The 20,430-nt window shown below is 71.0% G+C and carries 16 protein-coding genes; 9 read left to right on the forward strand and 7 right to left on the reverse strand.

The window, feature by feature from the left end; translation table 11 throughout:
- Window positions 1–51: 51 nt before the first annotated feature.
- From ABD331_RS23125 to ABD331_RS23135, 3 genes are all read right to left on the reverse strand, one after another.
- The gene (locus ABD331_RS23125) at window positions 52–1,872 is read right to left on the reverse strand and encodes an ABC transporter ATP-binding protein (RefSeq protein WP_344478089.1); all 1,821 of its coding nucleotides are present in this window, start codon (window positions 1,870–1,872) and stop codon (window positions 52–54) included.
- Entirely contained in the window at window positions 1,869–4,016 is a 2,148-nt protein-coding gene (locus tag ABD331_RS23130; RefSeq protein ID WP_344478092.1) for an ATP-binding cassette domain-containing protein, read from the reverse strand. The genes ABD331_RS23125 and ABD331_RS23130 overlap by 4 nt, the downstream gene beginning before the upstream one ends.
- An 83-nt stretch (window positions 4,017–4,099) precedes the next feature.
- A complete protein-coding gene (locus ABD331_RS23135) occupies window positions 4,100–4,918 on the reverse strand; it encodes an alpha/beta fold hydrolase (RefSeq protein WP_344478094.1) in 819 nt (272 codons plus the stop codon).
- 58 nt (window positions 4,919–4,976) lie between these two features.
- Here ABD331_RS23135 and ABD331_RS23140 point away from each other — a divergent pair, with 58 nt between their 5' ends.
- Both ABD331_RS23140 and ABD331_RS23145 read left to right on the forward strand, forming a co-directional pair.
- Complete coding sequence (locus ABD331_RS23140; protein ID WP_344478096.1) at window positions 4,977–5,840, forward strand: LysR family transcriptional regulator; 864 nt, start codon at window positions 4,977–4,979, stop codon at window positions 5,838–5,840.
- A gap of 126 nt (window positions 5,841–5,966) precedes the next feature.
- A complete protein-coding gene (locus ABD331_RS23145) occupies window positions 5,967–6,569 on the forward strand; it encodes a LuxR C-terminal-related transcriptional regulator (RefSeq protein ID WP_344478098.1) in 603 nt (200 codons plus the stop codon).
- A gap of 101 nt (window positions 6,570–6,670) precedes the next feature.
- On the opposite strand, the gene ABD331_RS23150 is transcribed toward ABD331_RS23145, so the two are convergent.
- Both ABD331_RS23150 and ABD331_RS23155 read right to left on the reverse strand, forming a co-directional pair.
- A complete protein-coding gene (locus tag ABD331_RS23150) occupies window positions 6,671–7,165 on the reverse strand; it encodes a hypothetical protein (protein ID WP_344478100.1) in 495 nt (164 codons plus the stop codon).
- A 23-nt stretch (window positions 7,166–7,188) separates the two neighbouring features.
- Entirely contained in the window at window positions 7,189–11,835 is a 4,647-nt protein-coding gene (locus ABD331_RS23155; RefSeq protein ID WP_344478102.1) for a hypothetical protein, read from the reverse strand.
- 276 nt (window positions 11,836–12,111) lie between these two features.
- Between ABD331_RS23155 and ABD331_RS23160 the strand changes: the two genes are divergently transcribed.
- Window positions 12,112–12,552, forward strand: a complete 441-nt coding sequence (locus ABD331_RS23160) for a YciI family protein (protein ID WP_344478104.1) — start codon at window positions 12,112–12,114, stop codon at window positions 12,550–12,552.
- A gap of 229 nt (window positions 12,553–12,781) precedes the next feature.
- The gene (locus ABD331_RS23165; RefSeq protein ID WP_344478106.1) at window positions 12,782–14,026 is read left to right on the forward strand and encodes an RNA polymerase sigma factor; all 1,245 of its coding nucleotides are present in this window, start codon (window positions 12,782–12,784) and stop codon (window positions 14,024–14,026) included.
- Between the two features lie 50 nt (window positions 14,027–14,076).
- On the opposite strand, the gene ABD331_RS23170 is transcribed toward ABD331_RS23165, so the two are convergent.
- Window positions 14,077–14,388 (reverse strand): hypothetical protein, encoded by a 312-nt coding sequence (locus ABD331_RS23170; protein ID WP_344478108.1) that lies wholly within the window; start codon window positions 14,386–14,388, stop codon window positions 14,077–14,079.
- Between the two features lie 19 nt (window positions 14,389–14,407).
- The gene (locus tag ABD331_RS23175; RefSeq protein WP_344478110.1) at window positions 14,408–14,533 is read right to left on the reverse strand and encodes a hypothetical protein; all 126 of its coding nucleotides are present in this window, start codon (window positions 14,531–14,533) and stop codon (window positions 14,408–14,410) included.
- A 324-nt stretch (window positions 14,534–14,857) separates the two neighbouring features.
- On the opposite strand from ABD331_RS23175, the gene ABD331_RS23180 reads away from it, so the two are divergent.
- Genes ABD331_RS23180 through ABD331_RS23200 form a run of 5 tightly spaced genes read left to right on the forward strand, consistent with a single transcriptional unit; the run spans window position 14,858 to window position 20,421 of the window.
- Window positions 14,858–16,195, forward strand: coding sequence for an ABC transporter substrate-binding protein (locus ABD331_RS23180; RefSeq protein WP_344478111.1), 1,338 nt, complete (start codon window positions 14,858–14,860; stop codon window positions 16,193–16,195).
- A 57-nt stretch (window positions 16,196–16,252) separates the two neighbouring features.
- A complete protein-coding gene (locus ABD331_RS23185) occupies window positions 16,253–17,209 on the forward strand; it encodes a carbohydrate ABC transporter permease (RefSeq protein WP_344478114.1) in 957 nt (318 codons plus the stop codon).
- Window positions 17,206–18,036 carry a carbohydrate ABC transporter permease gene (locus tag ABD331_RS23190; RefSeq protein WP_344478117.1) on the forward strand — a complete coding sequence of 277 codons (831 nt, stop codon included), beginning with the start codon at window positions 17,206–17,208 and terminating at the stop codon, window positions 18,034–18,036. Before ABD331_RS23185 ends, ABD331_RS23190 begins: the two co-directional genes overlap by 4 nt.
- On the forward strand, window positions 18,033–19,442 hold the full coding sequence (locus tag ABD331_RS23195) for a GH1 family beta-glucosidase (protein ID WP_344478119.1): 1,410 nt from the start codon (window positions 18,033–18,035) through the stop codon (window positions 19,440–19,442). Before ABD331_RS23190 ends, ABD331_RS23195 begins: the two co-directional genes overlap by 4 nt.
- On the forward strand, window positions 19,423–20,421 hold the full coding sequence (locus ABD331_RS23200) for a LacI family DNA-binding transcriptional regulator (protein ID WP_344478121.1): 999 nt from the start codon (window positions 19,423–19,425) through the stop codon (window positions 20,419–20,421). The genes ABD331_RS23195 and ABD331_RS23200 overlap by 20 nt, the downstream gene beginning before the upstream one ends.
- The last annotated feature ends 9 nt before the right edge of the window (window positions 20,422–20,430 follow it).

Below are 20,430 nucleotides of genomic sequence, written 5' to 3' on the forward strand. Positions count from 1 at the left end.
TGCATTAGGTATAGCGGTCTCTGATCTAATGGTCAACATGGCTTCATACCGTTAGGTGAACGCCTCGCGTTGGATGGCGTACAGCTCGGCGTACGGGCCTGGGCGGGCGATGAGGTCGGCGTGCGTGCCCTGCTGGACGACGCGGCCCGCGTCCAGGACGACGATCAGGTCCGCCGTCCGCACCGTCGGGAATCGGTGCGTGATCAGGAGCGTGACGGCGCCCGGGTGGCGGCGGGCCGCCTCGGCGTAGCGGGCGAAGACGGCACTCTCGGCCGGGGCGTCCAGGGAGGCGGTCGGCTCGTCCAGGACGAGCAGGAGCGGGTCGCGGCGCATCGAGGCGCGGGCCAGGGCGAGCTGCTGCCACTGGCCGCCCGACGGGCGGTGACCGCGTTCGAACGTGTCGCCCAGCTCGGTGGACAGCCCGTCCGGGAGGCGCGCGATCAGGCTTGTTGCGCCCGCTCCGGTCAAAGCCGACTCCACGGCCCGGCGGTCGCCGAGGCGGGGCAGGTCGCCCACGCCGACCGTCTCGGCGGCGGTCAGCTCGAACCGGGCCAGGTCCTGGAAGACGGCGCTGACCCGCCGCCGCCACGCCTGGGGTGTCAGGCGGTGGAGGGGGATGCCGTCCGCCCGGATCTCGCCGCGGTCCGGGTGGTAGAGGGCGCACAGGAGCTTGGCGAGGGTGGTCTTGCCCGACCCGTGCGCGCCGACCAGGGCTACGGTGGCTCCGGCGGGCATGCGCAGGTCGAGGTCGTGCAGGACCTGGCGGGTGGTGCCCGGGTAGGTGAAGGACACCCCGTGCAGGGAGATACCGCCGGCGAGCCGCCCCGGGAGACGGGACGGGCTGTGGCCGTCTTCGGGTGGGGCGGGCTGCCGCGCTGAGGCGGGCTCCTCTGCTGGGGCGGGCTCCTGTGCGTACGCGCGGAGCCAGGCCAGGCGGGCGGCGGCACGCAGCCCAGCGGTCACCGACCCGAGATGGAACGCCAGCCGGGACGCCTGCGTCACGAACTGCACCCCGACCGTCGCCACCAGCACCACGTCCCCCGCCGTCGCAGAGCCCTGCCCTGCCGTGAGACCGAGCGCGCCCACGTACCCCGCCAAAAATGTCGCCGAGCCCGCGAACGTGACCAGCCCCGCCCTGACCCCGGCCCGCCCCTGAACGTCCGACACCTCCTCCCACCGCCGGACGGCCATCCCACCCAGCGCGGGCCCGGCACCACTCAGCCGCACCTCCTTGGCAGACTCCGCACCCGTCACCATCTCCGACAGGTGCTGCTCAAGCCGGGCACTCTCCGCAGTGCGTTCCGCCGCCGCGTCAAGGTGACGGGCCGCGCGCCGCCGTACCAGCAGCGACGGCAGGACGGCGCCCCCGAGCAGCAGCGGCAGCAGCGGATGCACGGCGGCCATCAGCGCCACCCCCAGCCCGATCTGCGCCGCGTGCTCCACCACCAGCGCCAGCGCCCACACCGCGAAGTAGAGCTGCCAGCTCTCCTCCCGCAACGTCCGCAACCGGTCCAGGTAGACGGGCCGCTCCAGATGCTCGATCGTCGGCACACCCGAGGTGAGCGTGAGGATCTCCTCCTGAACCGCCAGCCCCATCCGCTCCGCCAGCTCCTGCATCAGCGCCAGCTCGGCCCGCCCCAGCGCGACACCCGCCGCCAGCGCGAACCCTGCCGCCACCGCCCACACCACGGCCTGCGGCGGGCGCCCGGACGTGGCTGCGTCGGCCACCTCGCGCAGAAACACGCCCACCAGTCCGTGGCTGACCGCGCCGGACAGCAGGAAGACCGCCAGGACGAGCCCGGCCTTGCGGTCCGTCCGCCAGGCCAGGCGCAGCAGGGTGCCCAAGGTGGTGGTGGCCCGTCTGCCGGTCATCGGTCGTCCCGGAGTACGAGGTCCGACTGGAGGCGGTACCAGTGCGCGTACCGGCCGCCCGCGGCCACCAGCTCGGCATGACTGCCCTGCTCGGCGACCGCGCCGCCGTCCAGGACGGCGATCCTGTCGGCCCGGCGGACGGTGGCGAAGCGGTGCGAGATGAGCACCAGGGTGCGTCCCGTGGTGGCGTCCAGGAGGCGGTTGAAGACGTCCCGTTCGGCGCGGGCGTCGAGGTGGGCGGTGGGTTCGTCCACGATCAGGGCTCGGTGGCGGGTGGCGTTCAGCGCGTACATGGCGCGGGCCAGCGCCACCTTCTGCCACTGGCCACCCGACAGGTCGCGACCGCCGGTGTAGGCGCGCGACAGCGGCGTGTCCAGGCCGTCGGGGAGGGTCTGGAGCAGGTCGAGGGCGTCTACCTGCTCCAGGGCTGCCAGGACGTGGGCGTCCGTGCCGTCGAAGACGGGGTCGCCGAGCCTGATGTTGTCGCGCAGTGGCAGCGGGTACCGGACGAAGTCCTGGAACACCACGGTGGCGGGGCAGGTGACGGCGGTGCCGCGGGTGGGCGGGTAGAGACCGGTGAGCAGCTTGACCAGGGTGGTCTTGCCCGCCCCGTTGCGACCGACAATCGCCAGCCGCTCCCCCGGGCGTACCTGGAGGTCGAGCCCTTCCAGCACGGGCTTCGTGGCGTGGGGGTAAGCGAACGTCACGCCGGCGAGCGAGATCCCACCGCGCCCAGGAGCCGGCCCATCGGGCGCGGGAGATCCTGGCTGGGACGTGGGAGGCGGCGGGACGGCCGCAGGAGATCGCGGCGCAGACGCGAGCGGCGGCGACGCGGACGAGGAAGGACGCGCGGCGGGCGCGGGAGACCACGAGGTGGACGCGGGCGGACACGGCCCAGGCACGGGCGGACGCGACCCGGCCACACAAGGACGCGGCGCGGGCGAGGGAGGCGGCGCAGGCGTGGGAGGCGGCGCAGGCGTGGGAGGCGGCGCAGGCGTGGGAGGCGGCGCAGGCGTGGGAGGCGGCGGCGCGGACGCGGGTGGACTTGAGGCGGGCATGCGAGGTCGCGGCGCGGGCGCGGGAGGTGGTGGGGTGGGCGTGGGCTTCAGGAGGCGGGTGATGGCCCAGTACGGCTCGGTTCCGTGGGCGATGTCGAACATGTGGTGGCCGCCCGCCCCGTACGCGAACACCAGCAGCGCCGCCACCAAGCACTCCGCCAGCTCCCCCGCCCCCAGCAGCCCCGCCGCCGCCCGCCCGCCCAGCACCGCGAACGTGCCGCATGCGGCGACCGCCTGTACTGCCAGCACCCACCCGTAGCCCCGGACCACGGCCCGCCGCCCGCGCGTCTGCGGCGCCAGGTACGCGCGCATCGCCGCCACCTGACGCCCGACGAAGAACGCCTCCAGCCCGAAGACGCGAATCTCCTTGGCCGCACCGCCCGGCCCGCCCGCCACCTCGGCCAGGTAGTCGGCCCGCCGCAGCCGCCGCGCCTGCCCCGGACTGTCGGCCAGCGCCTCCACTCCCCCAGCCCCCGGCCCCTCCCCGAATCTGCCCCCGGCCCCGGCACCGCCCCCAGCACCGCCGCCGTCCCGGGCACCAGCACCGCCATCCGTCCCCGGTCCAGCACCCCCGACAGCACCGCCAGCGCCAGCGCCGACGAGCATGGCCGTGATGCGCCGGTTCTGGGCCATGGAGAGTGCGAGCGCGGCGACCCCCAGCCACCACACGTGCGCCGACAGGACCATGGCGCCGAGTGCCGCCGAGGCGAGCCGTCCCAGCTCGCCCGCCGCGGCCACCGCCGCCGCCCCCGCGGTCCTCCCCCGGTGCCCGTGAAGCGCGAGCCGCACGTCCGCCTGCACCTGCGGGCTCTCCAGCCGCCCCGCCGGCATGGCGGCGGTCGCGGCGCGGACCCGTTCGCGCAGCACCCCGTCCACGCGGCGGGCCACGCCCGTTCCGGCCGGCTCGCGCAGCGCCGTGCACAGCTCCTGCGCGAGCAGCACCCCCAGAAGCACGACCAGCGGGACGAGCCCGCCGCCCGAGGCCAGCAGCCCGAGCGGGACGGTGCCGACCGGCCCCAGCACCGCCGCCCCCACCGCGAGCACGGCGAACGGCACCACCTGCCGCGCCCCCGCGAGCGGCAGCAACCGTATCAATCCAATGTGACCACATCGGTTTGCCATACATGCGACCGTAACAAGGCCCCGCAGGACAGGTCAAACCAATAGAGTCACATCGAAAAGAACTGAGCCAGCGCCCCGGCCACCCGCTCCGGGTCGTTCTCCATGGGGATGTGGCCCGCCCCCGCCACCCGCACCAGCCGCGTGTGAGGCATCTCGGCCGCGAACCGCTCGGCGTGCCGCACCTCCTGGAAGGTGTCCGCGTCCCCCCACACCAGCAGCTTCGGCGTCTCGTCGGCCCGCAGCGCGGGCACCAGGTCGAGGGTGTAGCGGCTGTCGGCCGCGCCGGCGAGCGCCATCCAGGAGCGGCAGACCCGCGGATCGTTCCAGGGGTCGAGGTAGTCGGAAAGCTCCGCCTCCGTGGCCGGGCGGCCCAGCGCCACCGTGACCGCCGTACGCCGCGCGGCCAGCAGTTCCTCCACCGTCGTGGCGGCCACCACGGCCGGGTCCCGGTAGCGCGCCACGGCGGGCACCGGCCACGAGTCGTACGTCACCGCGTTCACCAGCGCCAGCCTGCCCACCTTCGACACCCCGCCCGCCAGCAGGTGCTGGGCGATCGCGCCGCCGATGTCGTGCCCCGCCACGGCCAGCGGCCCCGCCACCCCGAAAGCCTCCGCGAAGCGCGCCACCCACGCCGCCAGCGCCGGCACGGCCGCCGTCTCCAGCGTCAGCTCGCCCTCCGACCGCCCCAGCCCCGGCAGGTCCACCGCGACCGGGCGCAGGCCTGCCGCCGCCAGCCGGTCGAGCACGGGCTCCCACACCCTGCTCCAGTACGTCCCGTGCAGCAGCAACACCACGGGCCCTCGCTCACCGGCCGTCAGATAGCTGGCCCGCCGCCCGTCGACCTCGATCGTCATGCGCTTCGACATGGCATAACCATGATGTTCTCGCATGGGTCCGGTCAAATATCAATTAGGGTATGGCGGTATGACATTAGCGCAGCTCAGAGTGCTGATCGCGGTGGCCGATCAGGGCGGGTTCACCGCTGCGGCGGAGCTCGTGGGGATGTCCCAGCCCGCCGTCAGCCGCGCCGTCGCCAGCCTGGAGCGTGAGCTGGGCGCGGCTCTGTTCGTCCGTCATCGCGACGGCATCGCGCTCACCGAGGCGGGCCGCCGCGCGCTCGTCCGGGCCCGCGAGGCGCTGCGCCACTTCGACCTCATCCGCGCGGACGTCGCCGCAGCCAGCGGCCAGATCACCGGTGAGCTGCGCCTGGCCAGCCTCCCCAGCGCCACCGGCACGCTCATCGCCCGGCTGCTGCGCGCGTTCAGCGACCGCTACCCGCAGGTCAAGGTCCGCCTGTTCGAGGGCATGGACGACGACGTGCGCGCCTGGCTGCGGCGCGGCGCGGCCGAGGCCGGCGTCGTCACCCTGCCCGCCCCCGGCCTGCACACCGTGCACCTCAGCACGCACGACATGGTGTGCGTGCTGCCCGCCGGCGACCCGCTCGCCGCCGAGAAGGCCGTGCGCCTGCCCGATCTCACCGGCCGGCCGTTCATCCTGACCACCGCCGGCTGCCGCCCGCTCATCATGGGCGCGGCGCTCACCGCCGGCGTGAGTTTGGACGTCGCCTTCGAGGCGAGCGGGCCGGCCGCCATCCTGGAGATGGTGGGCGCGGGGCTGGGCGTCAGCATCGTGCCCACGCTCGGGCTGCCCGCCGACCTGCCCGGCGTGGTCACCCGGCCGATGGAGCCGGGGATGACGCGGTCCCTGGCCCTGGCCGTCCCGTCGCTGGAGGATTGCGCGCCGACGGCGCGTGCGCTTCTCGACGAACTGAGCGCCTTTACGTTGTAGATCAATAGGGGGTTGACGAACGGCTGTTCGCACGTCAGTCTCGATCTCAAACCGTGAGAATCTTCGTCTTGGGGGCAGACGAGTGGAGAACGGGCATTGCATGACGATCTAACACGTGTAGTCGTCATGGTGGAGGGGTCACTGCTTCAGGCTGTGGCGTTCGGGGCGCTCCTGCGGGAGATCAGCTCGGACATCAGCGTGCTCACCGTGGTACGCGGGCTCGACGAATACCGGCGCGCGGTCGAGACGCGCGTACCGGACATCGCGCTGCTCGACGTGCGTTCCCTGCACCCGATGCTGTTGCAGGTCGTGCGGCGGCTGCGGGAGACCGTGCCGACCGTGAAGATCGTCCTGGTGGTGGGGGCCATCGACCCGGGCGGCGCGCGGGAGGTGATGCGGCTCGGGGTGAGCGGGCTCTTCTCCGGCGAGGCCGATCCGCGCGGGCTGTTACGCGGGCTCAAGGTGATCGGCGCCGGGGACGTCGTCATCGACGGGGTCGCCTCCGGCCTCGTCTTCCGCGAGCCCGGCGGGCCCGTACCGGAGCTGACCGCGCACGAGCTGCGGATACTGCGGCTGGTCGCGCGCGGCATGCGTAACGACGAGATCGCGCGGCAGCTCGCGATCAGCGAGTCGACGCTCAAGCGGAACCTCAAGCCGATACTGAGCAAGCTGGACGCCACCGACAGGGCGGGGGCGCTGCTGGCCGCCGCCAAGGCCGGCCTGCTCTGACACCTGGAAGTGCCCGTCCCCAACTTACTGGAGACGGGCACCCCGGCTCAGCCCTGCTGCTGCGCGCCTGCCCGTACGCCAGGCGTGCGCTCAGCCCTCGCTCAGCCCTGTGGTTGTGCGCCCACCTGGATCCTGGCGTGCGCCTCCCCCGGGAGCGGGCGCTGCACGCTCACCTGGATGTCGTACTCGCCCACCATCGGCACCATCACCTCGGCCGCGTACCACCCGGCCTTCCCCGGCACCTCGGCCATCTGGATCGGCCCCTTGCGATGCGCCATCGGCATCGCGACCATGTCCGCGTACATGACCACGCCGGCCCGCCCGAGCGGGTCATAGGTCCGCGTACTGACCTGAGCCTCCACCCTGACCTTGAGATCCCCGAGGTGCCGCGCCGACACGTGCACCGCCGGGCCGCCCGCCGGCGCGGACGCGGTCGGCGTCGGCGCGGCGGCGGCCGGAGGAGCGGGGAGCGGATCCGTCAGGACGAACGCCAGCGCCGCGATCAGCGTCGCCACCGTCAGCCCGGACCCCGCACCGACCAGGAAGCCGACCCGGAACGCCCGGGTGCGGGTCTGCCCCGCCGGATCCCGCCTCACGGGCCGGACCGGCTTCTTCGTCATCACCATCGAACGCCCCCACTCGTGCGCACCGCCGTGCCGAACGGATGGTCCGGCAGCTCGATCAGGTCCGGCTGCTTGGCGCCGAGGACCCGGAAGATCCCCCACTGCCCGCCCGTCAGGTGCCGGGCCAGCGTGCCCGACCGGTACAGGTAGTCGCCGGGGATCCCCGACGGGCCGCCCGCGCCGCCCGTCACGGCGGGGTCGAGGTGGATGTTGTAGGCGACCCCCGGGTTGAACTGGCCCTGGAAGGCGGCGATCTGCGACTGCGGATCGTCGGGGGCGCGCCGCCAGGTGTGCCCGTGCAGGGCGAAGCCCGTCGAGCGCGGGTCGCCGACCACCTGGGCGACGCGCAGCCGTACCGGATCCTTGGGGTAGGCGCGGAACAGCGGCGTCGCCGGGTCGCCGTGCACCGTGCTGGAGAAGATCTTCGCCAGGTCCTGGTTGACGGCGTACCGGTGGCTCCACGGCTCGTTGCTGTAGTTGATCGCGAACTCGCCCTGGTCCTCGGGGTCGTCGGCCTCGCGGCTCGGGGTGAGCGCCAGGTCCAGGTTGTCGGGCACCGGCAGGTCGTCGGCGGTGTTGCCGTTGGTGTCCTTGCGGAACAGCGACAGGTCGCTGTTCATCAGGATGACGTGCTCGCGGAAGTCCTTCCCGTTCGGGTCCACGATCACGGCGTCCACGCCGCTCTTGAGGTCGGCGCCGGTTCTCGGGTCCTTGTACGTCGAGCCCTTCGGCTCGATCACCAGGCCGCCGAAGAGGCCGTGGTGGCCGTGGTTCAGCGGGTCGGCGTAGTCCTGGAGCACGCCGAGGCCGGTCGCGCCGTCCTCCTCGGGCGCGTACCACCGGTAGAGGATCGACTGGCCGGGGCCGACCGTGCTGTCCGGGAAGTTGTACCCGACGTTGGAGCCCGCGCCTTCGACGTGACTGTCCACCATGGCTGGTCGCAGCCCGACGCGGGAGCTTACCGGGAGCGGCTTGAACCCGGGCACGTTGTGCTCGTTGCCCGGCGGCTGGTCGAGGCATCCGGGCAGCGCGAACCCGCCCTGCGATGGGTCGCGGAAGCCGAGCTGGCCTGGCTCCGTCCCCTCGAAGCAGTGGGGTTGCATCTTGGCCGGGTCGAGCTGGTTCTTCAGCGTCACCTCGACGCAGTCGCCGGCGTTGGCCCGGATGACCAGCGGCTCCGCCTTCTTCGTGCCGGCCTTGATCGCCGCCACGTCCTCCTCCAGCGCGTACATCGCCCCGTGTGGATCGTGGTCACCCGCCTTGTTGTAGGTGATGTCCTTGTTGAAGGCCGCGATCGTGAACCGTTTGATCGGCGCTGTGATCGTCTCGTCCTCGTCGTGCGGGCACGGGTTGTTGCGACCGGGGATCGGCAGCTTGGCCGCTTCCTTGGGCGGGCTCTGCGCCGGCGCCGCCGGTTGCGGCCCGGCACAGATCGTGTCCGGCATGTTGTCCGGCAGCCAGGCCAGCCGGCCGGTGGGCGGCTCGAACCCCTCCCGGCAGCCGTAGACGATGAGAGTGCCCCAGGTCCCGAGGAACCAGTCGTCCGCGCCGCCGTAGTTGTAGAGATAGGAGCGGTAATGGCCGGTGTCTCCCGGGGTGGCGATCTCGTACCCCATGTCGGCGTGCACGTCGAAGTACTCCAGCATGCCGATGTGCTGCGCCTGCACCCGAGGCGATTCCGGGTCGCGCGGCTCCTGTTTCCAGCGGAACCTGTCCAGGTTGAACCCGTGTGACTCCTCCTGGCTGAGCTGGAACAGCCGCCACTTGATCAGGTCCCCTTCGAACGCCCTGGGGATCGGCGTGTACGGGTTGCCGTGCACCCCGGAGTCGAACACATTCGCCATGTCCGACTGGCGGCGTCCCTCGAACGGTTCGAGCCGGTAGTTGATCCCCATCACGCCCTGGTCGTCGGAGCCGGAGGGGAACTTGGCCGGGAAGATGGGCACCCCCTCCGGGGTGACGAACCGGTCGTCGCCCGGGTCGCTCGCGTCCGCGGGCTTGAACATGGGGACGCGGTCCTCGATGAACAGCGACACGTTGCGGTAGTCCTGACCGTCCGCGACCCTGCCGTGGTAGTCGGTGGCGCCGGGAGCGCAGCGCACGTCCACGATGGTGCCGATGTGCACGACCGCCTCAGTGGTCGGATCATGGAACGTGCAGCCGGGCGGATGGATGGTGGCCCCGCCGAACAGGCCGTTGTCCTGGTGCACGTTCGGGAAGAAGTGGTCGTGGAACGAGTTCGTCGCCGTGTCGGCGTGCACGAAGTCGCGGTAGGTGTACTCCTTGTTCGGGGCGGCGGCGTCGGCGCCCTGGTCGTAGTTCCAGCCGTTGGCCGCGCCGTCCGACGACAGCACGTCGAACTGCACCATGTGCTGGTGGATGCCCACCTCGTTGGTGATCTGCCGCCGGTCGAAGACCGTGCCGCCGAACTCGGCGGGCAGGTCGTTGCGCAGGTGGTAGACGACGCAGTCGCCTACGTTGAGCAGCGGGGAGAACGGCTCAGGTTTCTCGCCGTTCCTGACCTTGGTGACCTTGGCGTCGCGTTCGGCGGAGGTGGTGCCGCCGACGTAGACGCGGCTCTGCGGATTGTTCCAGGCGAGTTCGGGGTTGTAGGTCTGTTTGAGCTCGATGGCCGAGACGTAGAACGTCTTGACGGGGATCGGCTTGCCGTCCGACCGCGCGGCCGGGCACGGGTCCTGGAAGAACCCGCCGGGCACCTGACCGCGGTCGTCGGCCGCCCGGATCTCCGCCGCGGTCGGCGGGAACGCGGCCCCGGTCTTGCGTTCGGCGACCGACAGCGGCGCCTTCGGCCCCTTGAAGCCGAACTTGCCCGGGATGAAGTGCGGGAACCCCGGCTCGTCCGCCGTGGGCGCCGGCGGGGCCGCATGGTCGGCGAGCGGGATCAGCCTGGGGATCTGCGTGGTGTCGGGGTTGCGGCGGGTGCCGTCCTCTAATCTGTCGAACGTGCGGTTCAGCCCCCACATGCCGTTGGCGAAGTGCGGATACAGGTGGCAGTGGAAGATGATGTCGCCGAACGTCGCCGGCTTGTCGTCGTGGGCGCTGCCCGCGCCGCCCTCCATGATCAGGGAGTAGTGCGAGCCGGGGCTGACCGCCTGCACGTCCAGCGCGTTGGTGACGGCGATGTGGTGGGTGGCCTTGCTGACCTCGTCGAGGCCGCCCTCGTCCTTGGGGTCGAACGGCCAGCGGTTGACGTGCTGGTGGAAGGTGTGCGTCTCGAACTCGGCGGGATGGATCAGCCTGAACTGCGTCGGCTCGCCCCGGTAGCTCGGGAAGACCAGGTCGCCGCCGCCCGGGTCGCCGAACGGCCAGGACGACAGGCTCGTCTCCTCGCCGATGCACTCGGCGGCGTTGAACCCCTGCGCGGCCCGCGTGGCGGCCGGACAGCCGACCTCCTCCCGGTTGAAGCCCGGCTCGGCCCGATAGTTGAACGCGAACCACTCCAGCTTCACCGGCACCTCGCCCTGCACGAGCGCGTCGGCGTCCCCGCCCGACAGGTCAGGCAGCGTGCCGGCCTTCAGCTTGGTCAGCTCCGCCGAGGTCGGCTCGACGCAGCTTCCGTCGTCCGCCTCCTCGCCCTCTTCCCCGTCGCGGCAGAGCCGCGTCAGGATGCCGGGCTGCGCCTCGACCTCGTCGTGCATGAACACGACCTGCTCGCGGAAGTCCTTGCCGTTCGGGATCTGGATGACGGCGCGGGTGCCGGACTTGATCGGCTGCCCCGTCGAGGAGTCGACCCAGGACGCGCCCTGCGGCTCCACCATGATCGCGCCGAACGCGCCGAAGGCGTGGGAGCCGATGAAGTTGCCCGCGCCGGTCTGGTGCGAGCTCATGTCGGCGCCGTCCTTGAACTGGAACTCGCCCTCCACCCCGGCGAACAGCCGGTACGACACCGACGCGCCCGGCGCGGCCGTGGAGGCGGGGTTGTTGCCGACCGCCGTGCCGTCCGAGGAGGTCACGTCGTAGGTCAGGCCGTCGAAGTGCATCGAGGCGTGCGGCGCCTTCGAGGTGTCGAACCGCACCTCGCGCGCCGACTTGGCGGGCGCGAACTGCCGCTTGGCCGTCGTGACCGCGCCGGGCGTGCCGACCAGCGTCTCCCCCGGCAGCGTGAACACCGACTCGCCGGCGTCGAACTCCAGGTCCGGGGCGGGCTCGTGCAGCCGGTTGGTGAACTTGACGGCCACGCAGTCGCCCTTGTTGACCCGCAGGGTGAGCGGCTCGACAAGGTCACGCTGCGCGAACGGGTCGGCCGCCCGCTTGAACGTGGACCGCACCGTGGCGACGTTCTCGTCCAGGACGTACATGCGCCCCTCGGGGACGACGTCGCCGAAGCGGTTGAGGAACAGCGGGATGTTGATCAGGGACACGTCGAACGTCCTGACGGGCGCGCCCGACGAGCACGGGTCGGCCGCCGCCTGGCTCGCCGCGCCGGACGGGAGCCGCTCGGCCAGCGCCGCGCTGAAGCTCCACATCCCTCCGCCCACCGCGACCAGCCACGCCGCGGCCAGCGCTCCCAGGAGCAGCCGCAGGCCGATGCCGCGGCGTCTGATCCTGATGAGCACCACGGCGAGCGCGATTCCCGCCAAGCCGACCGTGGACAGGTCGGCCACCGCATGGGAACCCACCATGCGCTCCTTTCACCGAGGGGACGGCTCTCTGCGAGGGCGTGAGAGCCTCCCCGTCAGTACCGCGCGCGCCGGGAGCGCGATCAACGACGCGGGCGCAACCTGACCCTCGCGGTTCACAAGTCGGACCGTCCACGCGGGCTCGGTGACCGGACGGGCTCACGTCCGCGAGCCTGATCGGTCACTTGTGCGGCGGAGAATGTCTCTCGGCCGTGTCGATCCGCGCCGCAGCCGTTCGACGCGTCGGTGAGACGGGACGAACCCTCGAAGGAGACGACGATGAAGTTCATGATCGTGGGCAAGGCGAGCGCCGAGACCGAGGCCGGGGGGCTGCCCAGCCAGGAACTGGTCGACAACATGCACGCCTACAACGAGTCGCTGACCAAGGCGGGGGTGCTGCTGGCGGCCGAGGGGCTGTATCCCAGCTCGCAGGGGGTGCAGATCGCTTACAGCGGGGGGCGGGCGACCGTGCTCGACGGGCCGTTCACCGAGGCGAAGGAGCTCATCGCGGGGTTCTGGATCATTCAGGTCAAGTCCCGGGAGGAGGCCGTCGAGTGGGCGCTGCGGGTGCCTGTGCCGCAGGGGGAGGAGGGGGTGGGGCTGCAGGTTTACCGGGTTTTTGACGCGAGTGACGTGCCGGACGAGTCGTTGCCTTCGGAGGAGCGGGCACACGAGGAGGCGCTGCGCCAACGGCTCCGCGGGAACGAACCCAACGCCTGATCGCGCAGGCCAGGCGGGCCGGACGCGCGCGTGTGCTGAGTGGGGCGGACGCGCGCGGGCCGGGCACGCGGGCGGGCCGGGCGCACGAGCGGGCCGGGGCAGCGCGGGGCGGGGCAGCGCGGGGCCGGGCCGGGCGCACGGGCGGGGCGGCCAAGCGCAGCGGACGCGCGGGCCGGCCGGGTGGGTGGGGTGGTTGCGGGGGTGGGGGCGGGGCTGATCTCATGGGCCGGTGACGGCTTCAGACACCCACCGCGCCATAGACGCCGTATGGCGCATCGAGGCGCCCCGCCTGATCGCCGGCCTGGCGGGCCTGGTGCGCGACGTCGGCCTGGCCGAGGAGCTGGCGCAGGACGCGCTGGTGGCCGCCCTGGAGCAGTGGCCCGAGTCGGGCGTGCCGCGCAACCCCGGCGCGTGGCTGATGACGGTCTCCAAGCGCCGCGCCATCGACCTGATCCGCAGGAACGAACGCCTCCAGCGCAACCTCATCGAGCTGGGCCACCGCCTCGACCTGGAGGAGGAGCTGCCGGAGGTCGACGAGATCGAGGACGACCTGCTGCGGCTGGTGTTCACGGCCTGCCATCCGGCGCTGTCGATGGAGGCCAGGGTGGCGCTGACGCTGCGCGTGCTGGGCGGCCTGACCACGGACGAGATCGCGCGGGCGTTCCTGGTGCCGGAGTCCACGGTGGCGCAGCGCATCGTGCGGGCCAAGCGCACGCTGGCCGACAAGCGGGTGCCGTTCGAGGTGCCGCAGGGGGCGGAGCTGGCCGGGCGGTTGTCGTCGGTGCTGGAGGTCATCTATCTGATCTTCAACGAGGGGTACTCGGCTACGGCGGGTGACGACTGGATGCGTCCGGGGTTGTGTGAGGACGCGTTGCGGCTGGGCCGGGTGCTGGCCGGGCTGATGCCGAAGGAGCCCGAGGTGCACGGCCTGGTGGCGCTGATGGAGATCCAGGCTTCGCGTTCGGCCGCGCGGGTGGGGCCGTCCGGCGAGCCGGTCCTGCTGCTGGAGCAGAACCGTGCCCGGTGGGATCGCCTGCTCATCGGGCGGGGGCTGGCCGCGCTCGAACGGGCCGAGGGGTTGTCGGGGGCGGCGGGGCCGTACACGCTGCAGGCCGCCATCGCCGCCTGTCACGCGCGCGCCGTGACCGCGGAGGAGACGGACTGGGCGCGGATCGCCGGGCTGTACGAGGAGCTGGCGCGGATGGCGCGGTCGCCTGTCGTGGAGCTCAACCGGGCCGTGGCCCTGTCGATGGCTTACGGGCCGGCGGCGGGGCTGGGGTTGCTGGATCAGATCGTGGACGAGCCGTCGTTGAAGGGGTATCACCTGCTGCCGAGTGTGCGGGGGGATCTGCTGTTCAAGCTCGGGAGGGTGGAGGAGGCGCGGGTGGAGTTCGAGCGGGCGGCGGGGATGACGCGCAACGCCCGCGAGCGCGCGCTGCTGGAGGAACGGGCCGCCGCCTGCCGGGAGGGATGAGGCTCAGGTCGCGGGCCACCGTAAGGAGGCGCGGGCAGCCGTAAGGAGGCTCAGATCACGGGCAGCCGGACGATCGGCGCGCCGTTGTAGTGGGCTTCCCAGGCCGTGGCGCCGACGAGCTTGAGCGGCGCTGTGATCATGAAGGCGGCATCACCGGCCGCCCAGCTCCCGACACGCCCGCGCGCCTCCTCCGTGTCGAGTCTGCCGACGAGGTGGGTGACGACCGTGGTCCCGTCCACCAGGGACAGGGCACACCGCAACGACGGATGGCCGGCCGCGGCGAGCGCGCGGTTCAGGCCGCCGCCGATGCCCTCGGCCGCCGCCTGCAACTCCGCGGGAGGCGGCGCGTATCCGGGCAGCAACTCCCGCAGCAGGCACCGCTCATCCGACTCGACCGCTTCCCGAGCCGGTCACCTCCCCCTCGCCGCCGAGCAGTTCCTCGACGGTGTCCTCGAGCTCGTCCCGGGGCGCGCGGGTGCCGCCGAACCACGAGATGCAGACGTCCACCGCGCCTACGGTAGCCCCAAAAAGGCGGTGACTGAGCCCCGTGACCGGCGGAAAGGGGCGGTGGTCCGGGTGACATGCCCTTGATGTGACACGAAACATGCCTGTTGAGGTGGGAGCGCTCCCAATCGGCTCTTTGGGGCCTTTATGCCGATAAAAGCAGTTTCTGGTGTCCAAACTGCACCATTGGTAACGGTTACGTTTCGCGGGATTGACGTGCACACCCGCTGAGTGCACCCTTTGTGGGAGCGCTCCCAAAGACTCCCACCGCGGCGGAGCGCGTGCCGCGGTGCACTCCCCCAACATTCACCCGAGAAGGGGTCCACCATGATGATCAGCAAGCGTCGCGGCGGTCTCGCCGCGGCTTCGGCCTTGGCCGCGGTGGCGCTTACCGTCACAGCCTGCGGTTCCGGCAGCACTCCGGAGTCCAGCGCTCCAGCCTCGTCGGCGGCCGCCCAGCCGGTCACGATCCGGGTCCAGACGTTCGGCGGCGGCGAGAACTTCGGCTACAAGAACGCCGTCGCCAAGTGGAACGCGGAGCACAAGGACATCCAGATCAAGCACGAGAACCTGACCGACCAGTTCGAGCAGCAGTACTGGCCGCAGATGATCCAGTGGCTGACCTCGGGCTCAGGCGCGGGCGACGTCGTCGGCATCGACGAGGGCGGCATGGGTCTGGCCAAGGCACGTTCCGAGTGGTGGGCCGACCTGAAGGAGTACGGCCTGGAGTCGCGCAAGGCCGACTTCCCCGCGTGGAAGTGGGAGAACGGCGTGGCCGCCGACGGCAAGGTGTTCGCCCTGGGCACCGACATCGGCGGCATGAGCCTGTGCTACCGCAAGGACCTGTTCGAGAAGGCCGGTCTGCCCAGCAGCCGCGACGAGGTCAGCGCCCTGTGGCCGACCTGGGACGAGTTCATGACCGTCGGCAAGAAGTTCCAGTCGAAGGTCAAGGACACCAAGTTCGCCGACGGCACCAACACGCTGTACCAGGTCGTCCTCTACCAGGAGGCGGCCAAGAACGGCAACGTCAGCTACTTCGACACCAGCAACAACCTCATCGTCGACAAGAACCCGGCGGTGAAGACGGCCTTCGACTTCGCGATGAAGATGAGCCAGCAGGGCATGACCGCCAAGCTGCGCAACTTCACCGACGAATGGGCGACGGGCACCCAGAAGGGCTCGTTCGCCACGGTCGGCTGCCCGTCCTGGATGCTCGGCGTGGTCAGCGGCAACGCCGGCGACGACGGCAAGGGCAAGTGGGACGTGGCCGCAGTGCCCGGCGGCGGCGGCAACTGGGGCGGCTCCTGGCTGGCCGTGCCCAAGCAGTCGAAGCACCCGAAGGAAGCGGCCATGGTGGCCGACTACCTGACGCAGGCGCAGACCGAGGCGAGCATCTTCACCGACTTCGGCAACATGCCGAGCAACACCAAGTCGCAGCAGGACCCGGCGGTGCAGGGCGCGAAGAACGAGTTCTTCAACGACGCCCCCATCGGTGAGATCTTCGCCAAGTCGGCGGCGAGCCTCCAGCCGGTCTTCCTGGGTGTGAAGCACGCGCAGGTCAAGAACGCGGTCGAGTCGGTCATCCAGGGCATGGACGACGGCTCCGTCCCCTACGACAAGGCCTGGCAGCAGCTGGTCGACGACGCGGTGAAGGCCGCGGGCTAGTCCTCCCGCCCGGCCCGCCAGCCGCGGGCCGGGCATGTTGCCGCCGAAAGGTCTGTTATGAGCCTCGACACCCTTCCGCGGGCGTCACGGAACACCCATCGCCGTGAACGTCCGCCCGGCCGCCGCTGGCGTTCCAGACTGGACGTCAAGGCGATGCCGTACTTCCTGGTGTCTCCCTACTTCATCCTGTTCGCCGCCTTCGGGCTCTTCCCGCTGGCCTTCACGCTCTACTACTCGCTCTACGACTACGACCTGACCGGGACCACGGAGTGGGCCGGGCTGGGCAACTACACCGCGCTGCTCGCCGACGACGACTTCTGGCGCGCCACGGTGAACACGGTGAGCATGTTCCTCATCGCCACCGTCCCCCAGATGCTGCTGGCGCTGTTCCTGGCCAACGCGCTGAACAAGCACATGAGGTTCCGCCTGCCGATCCGGATGAGCGTGCTGCTGCCGCTGGTCACCTCGGTGGTCGCGGTCGCGGTGGTCTTCACGCAGCTCTTCGCCCGCGACTGGGGCCTGGTCAACTACGTCCTGGGCCTGTTCGGGGTGGACAACACGAACTGGCGGGCCGAGCGCATCCCGTCGTGGATCGCGATCGCCACCATGGTCGACTGGCGCTGGACCGGCTACAACGCGATCATCTTCCTGGCCGGCATGCAGACGATCCCGAAGGACCTGTACGAGGCCGCCTCGATCGACGGCGCCTCGCGGCGCAGGCAGTTCTGGCAGATCACGCTGCCGATGCTGCGCCCGACCATGATCTTCGTGGTGCTCAACTCCACGATCGGCGGCCTGACGCTGTTCTCGGAGCCGATGACGTTCTACAACGGCAACCCCGACGGCGGCTCGCAGGGCCAGTTCCAGACGGTGGCCATGTTCGTCTACAAGGAGGCCTTCCGGGAGTTCGACTACGGCTACGCCTCCGCGGCCGCCTGGCTGCTGTTCCTGCTGATCCTCGTCGGAGCAGCGATCAACTTCCTGTTCGTGCGCAGGATCGGGGGCACGCGATGACCGTCTGGAAACCTACCGTCCTGACCAGGGTCATGCTGGGGCTGGCGATCTTCGTCTCGGCGTTCCCGCTGTACTGGATGCTGGTCATCGCCTCGCGGACGAACGCCGACGCGGTGGCCTCGCCGCCGAAGTTCCTGCCCGGCGGGAACCTGGGCGACAACATCGTGCGGGTCCTGACCCATCCGGAGGCGCAGTTCCTGCTGGGCCTGACGAACTCGTTCATCGTGGCGACCGTCGTCACCGTCTCGGTCATCCTCATCTCGACGCTGGCCGGCTTCGCGTTCGCGAACCTGAACTTCAAGGGCCGCAACGCGCTGCTGCTGCTGGTGCTGCTGACGATGGCGGTGCCGCTGCAGCAGATGGGCGTGGTGCCGCTCTACCGGCTGATGGTGAGCCTGGAGTGGACCAACACCCTCAAGGCGGTCATCCTGCCGTACCTGCTCAACGGGTTCGGCGTGTTCCTCATGACGCAGTACACGCGGCAGTCCGTGCCGATGGAGCTGGTCGAGGCCGCCCGGGTGGACGGCGCCGCCACGCTGCGCATCTGGTGGAACGTCGTGCTGCCCGCCGTGCGGCCCGGCATGGCCGTGCTCGGCATCAACACGTTCATGCTCATGTGGAACGACTACATGTGGCCGCTGATCGTGCTCAACCAGGAGAACCCGACCGTGCAGATCGCGATCAACGGCCTCAACGCGAGGTTCTCCACGGAGTACTCGTTGATCTTCGCGGGTACGGCGTTGTCCATCATCCCGCTGGTGCTGGTTTTCGTCCTCTTCGGCCGTCAGATCGTCGGCGGACTCATGGAAGGTGCGGTCAAGGCGTGACGACTCAAGAAGAACAGACGCGTACCGGGCTGCGCTTCCCCGCGGGCTTCGCGTGGGGGGCCGCGACGTCGGCGTACCAGATCGAAGGGGCCGTCGCCGAGGACGGGCGCGGCGCGTCCATCTGGGACACCTTCACCAAGACGCCGGGCCGGGTGCTCAACGGGCACAACGCGGACGTGGCCATCGACCACTACCACCGCTACCGCGAGGACGTCGCCGTCATGGCGGACCTGGGCCTGTCGGCCTACCGGTTCTCCGTGTCGTGGCCGCGCATCCAGCCGGCGGGTTCCGGCGCGATCAACCCCAAGGGCCTGGACTTCTACAAGCGGCTCTGCGACGAGCTGCGCCAGCACGCCATCGACCCGTGGCTGACCCTCTACCACTGGGACCTGCCCCAGGAGCTGGAGGACAAGGGCGGCTGGCCCAACCGCGACACGGCCTACCGCTTCGCGGAGTACGCGGCGGCGGTGCACGACGCGCTCAAGGACTACGTCCACACCTTCAGCACGGTCAACGAGCCATGGTGCGCCGCGTTCCTCGGTTACGCCTCGGGCGAGCACGCCCCCGGCAGGCGGGAGCCGGAGAACGCGATCAGGGGCGCGCACCACCTCAACCTGGCTCACGGCCTGGCCGTGCAGGCGATGGACGCGCGCAGGGTCGGCGGCTGCGTGAACCTGTACGCCATCACCCCGGAGACCGACAGCGAGCGCGACCTGGACGCCGCCCGCCGCATCGACGGCCTGCAGAACCGCTTCTTCCTGGACGCCCTGATGCTGGGCCGCTACCCGGAGGACGTGCTGGCGGACCTGCCGTTCGACAAGGACTTCATCGAGCCCGGCGACATGAAGACCATCAACGCGCCCATCGACGTGCTGCTCGTCAACTACTACAGCCGCTTCACGGTCTCGGGAGCACCGGGAGGCGCGCAGTCGGCGGCGGCGGCCCCCACGGACTCGGGTTCGCCGTGGGTGGGCAGCGAGCACGTGTCGTTCGTCAACGGCGGCCGGCCGGTCACCGCGATGGGCTGGGAGATCGACGAGGGCGGCCTGGTGGAGATCCTCACCAGGGTGGCGCGGGAGTACCCGCCGATCCCGATGGTCGTCTCGGAGAACGGCGCGGCCTTCGAGGACGTGCTGGACGAGGGCCGCATCCACGACAGGGAGCGGCTGGCGTACGTGGAGGCGCACCTGGGCGCCTGCAAGCAGGCCATCGACGCGGGCGTGCCCCTGGAGGGGTATTTCGCCTGGTCGTTGATGGACAACTTCGAGTGGGCGTGGGGCTACGGCAAGCGGTTCGGCCTGGTTCGCGTGGACTTCGAGACCCAGGAGCGGCTGGTCAAGGACAGCGCGCTCTGGTACGCGGAGATCATCCGGCAGAATAGGCGCCATGAACCGACCGACTCTTGAGGCAGTCGCGGCTCGGGCCGGGGTAGGCCGGGGCACGGTGTCTAGAGTCATCAATGGCTCGCCGAACGTCAGCGCGAAGGCCCGCGAGGCCGTTGAGCTGGCCATCCGCGAGCTGGGCTATGTGCCCAACCGTGCGGCGCGTGCTCTGGTCACGCGCCGCACGGACACTGTGGCCCTGGTGGTGTCCGAGTCCCAGTTCCGGGTCTTCGACGAGCCGTACTTCGCGGGCACCATCCGCGGCATCGGCTCGGCGCTGGCCGAGACGGGGTTGCAGCTCATCCTGGCGATGGCGCGCACCCCGGAGGAGCACGCGCGGCTGGAGCACTACCTGACGGGCCAGCACGTCGACGGCGTGCTGCTGCTGTCGCTGCACGGCGCCGACCCGCTGCCCGGCAGGCTGGAGGCGATGGGCGTGCCGACCGTGCTGGGCGGCCGTCCCGTCGGCCTCGACCCCTACAGCTACGTGGACATGGACAACAGGGCCGGGGCCCGGCAGGCGGTCAAGCACCTGCTGGGGCTGGGCCGCAGGGCGATCGCCGCGATCGCCGGCTCCCAGGACATGGGCGTGGGCGTTGACCGTCTGTCGGGCTACCGCGACGCGCTGCTGCCGTCGGGCCTGCCGGAGCTGGTGGCCTACGGCGACTTCTCCGAGCACAGCGGGGCGACCGCGATGCAGGAGCTGCTGCGGGCGCATCCCGGCCTCGACGCCGTGTTCGCCGCGTCCGACCCGATGGCCCTGGGCGCGATGCGCGTGCTCAAGGCCGCGGGCCGGGCGGTGCCCGGCGACGTGGCGGTGATCGGGTTCGACGACTCCAAGGCGGCGCTGCACGCCGATCCGCCGCTGACCACCGTGCACCAGCCGACCGAGGCCATGGGCCGGCAGATGGCGCAGTTGCTGGTGGCCAGGATCAACGGCGAGGAGCTGCGCCAGCCGGTCGTCATCCTCGACACGCATCTGGTGCGCAGGGAATCCGCCTGAGAGGGGTGA

The organism is Nonomuraea monospora, from assembly GCF_039531895.1.
Classification (GTDB): Bacteria; Actinomycetota; Actinomycetes; order Streptosporangiales; family Streptosporangiaceae; genus Nonomuraea; species Nonomuraea monospora.

Bases quoted from the DNA above. Each gene is read 5' to 3' on its own strand.
- ABD331_RS23145 (WP_344478098.1), top strand. From the start codon at position 5,967: ATGGTGGAGGGGTCACTGCTTCAGGCTGTGGCGTTCGGGGCGCTCCTG.
- ABD331_RS23185 (WP_344478114.1), top strand. From the start codon at position 16,253: ATGAGCCTCGACACCCTTCCGCGGGCGTCACGGAACACCCATCGCCGT.
- ABD331_RS23180 (WP_344478111.1), top strand. From the start codon at position 14,858: ATGATGATCAGCAAGCGTCGCGGCGGTCTCGCCGCGGCTTCGGCCTTG.
- ABD331_RS23140 (WP_344478096.1), top strand. From the start codon at position 4,977: ATGACATTAGCGCAGCTCAGAGTGCTGATCGCGGTGGCCGATCAGGGC.
- ABD331_RS23155 (WP_344478102.1), bottom strand. From the start codon at position 11,835: ATGGTGGGTTCCCATGCGGTGGCCGACCTGTCCACGGTCGGCTTGGCG.
- ABD331_RS23190 (WP_344478117.1), top strand. From the start codon at position 17,206: ATGACCGTCTGGAAACCTACCGTCCTGACCAGGGTCATGCTGGGGCTG.
- ABD331_RS23125 (WP_344478089.1), bottom strand. From the start codon at position 1,872: ATGACCGGCAGACGGGCCACCACCACCTTGGGCACCCTGCTGCGCCTG.
- ABD331_RS23135 (WP_344478094.1), bottom strand. From the start codon at position 4,918: ATGTCGAAGCGCATGACGATCGAGGTCGACGGGCGGCGGGCCAGCTAT.
- ABD331_RS23200 (WP_344478121.1), top strand. From the start codon at position 19,423: ATGAACCGACCGACTCTTGAGGCAGTCGCGGCTCGGGCCGGGGTAGGC.
- ABD331_RS23160 (WP_344478104.1), top strand. From the start codon at position 12,112: ATGAAGTTCATGATCGTGGGCAAGGCGAGCGCCGAGACCGAGGCCGGG.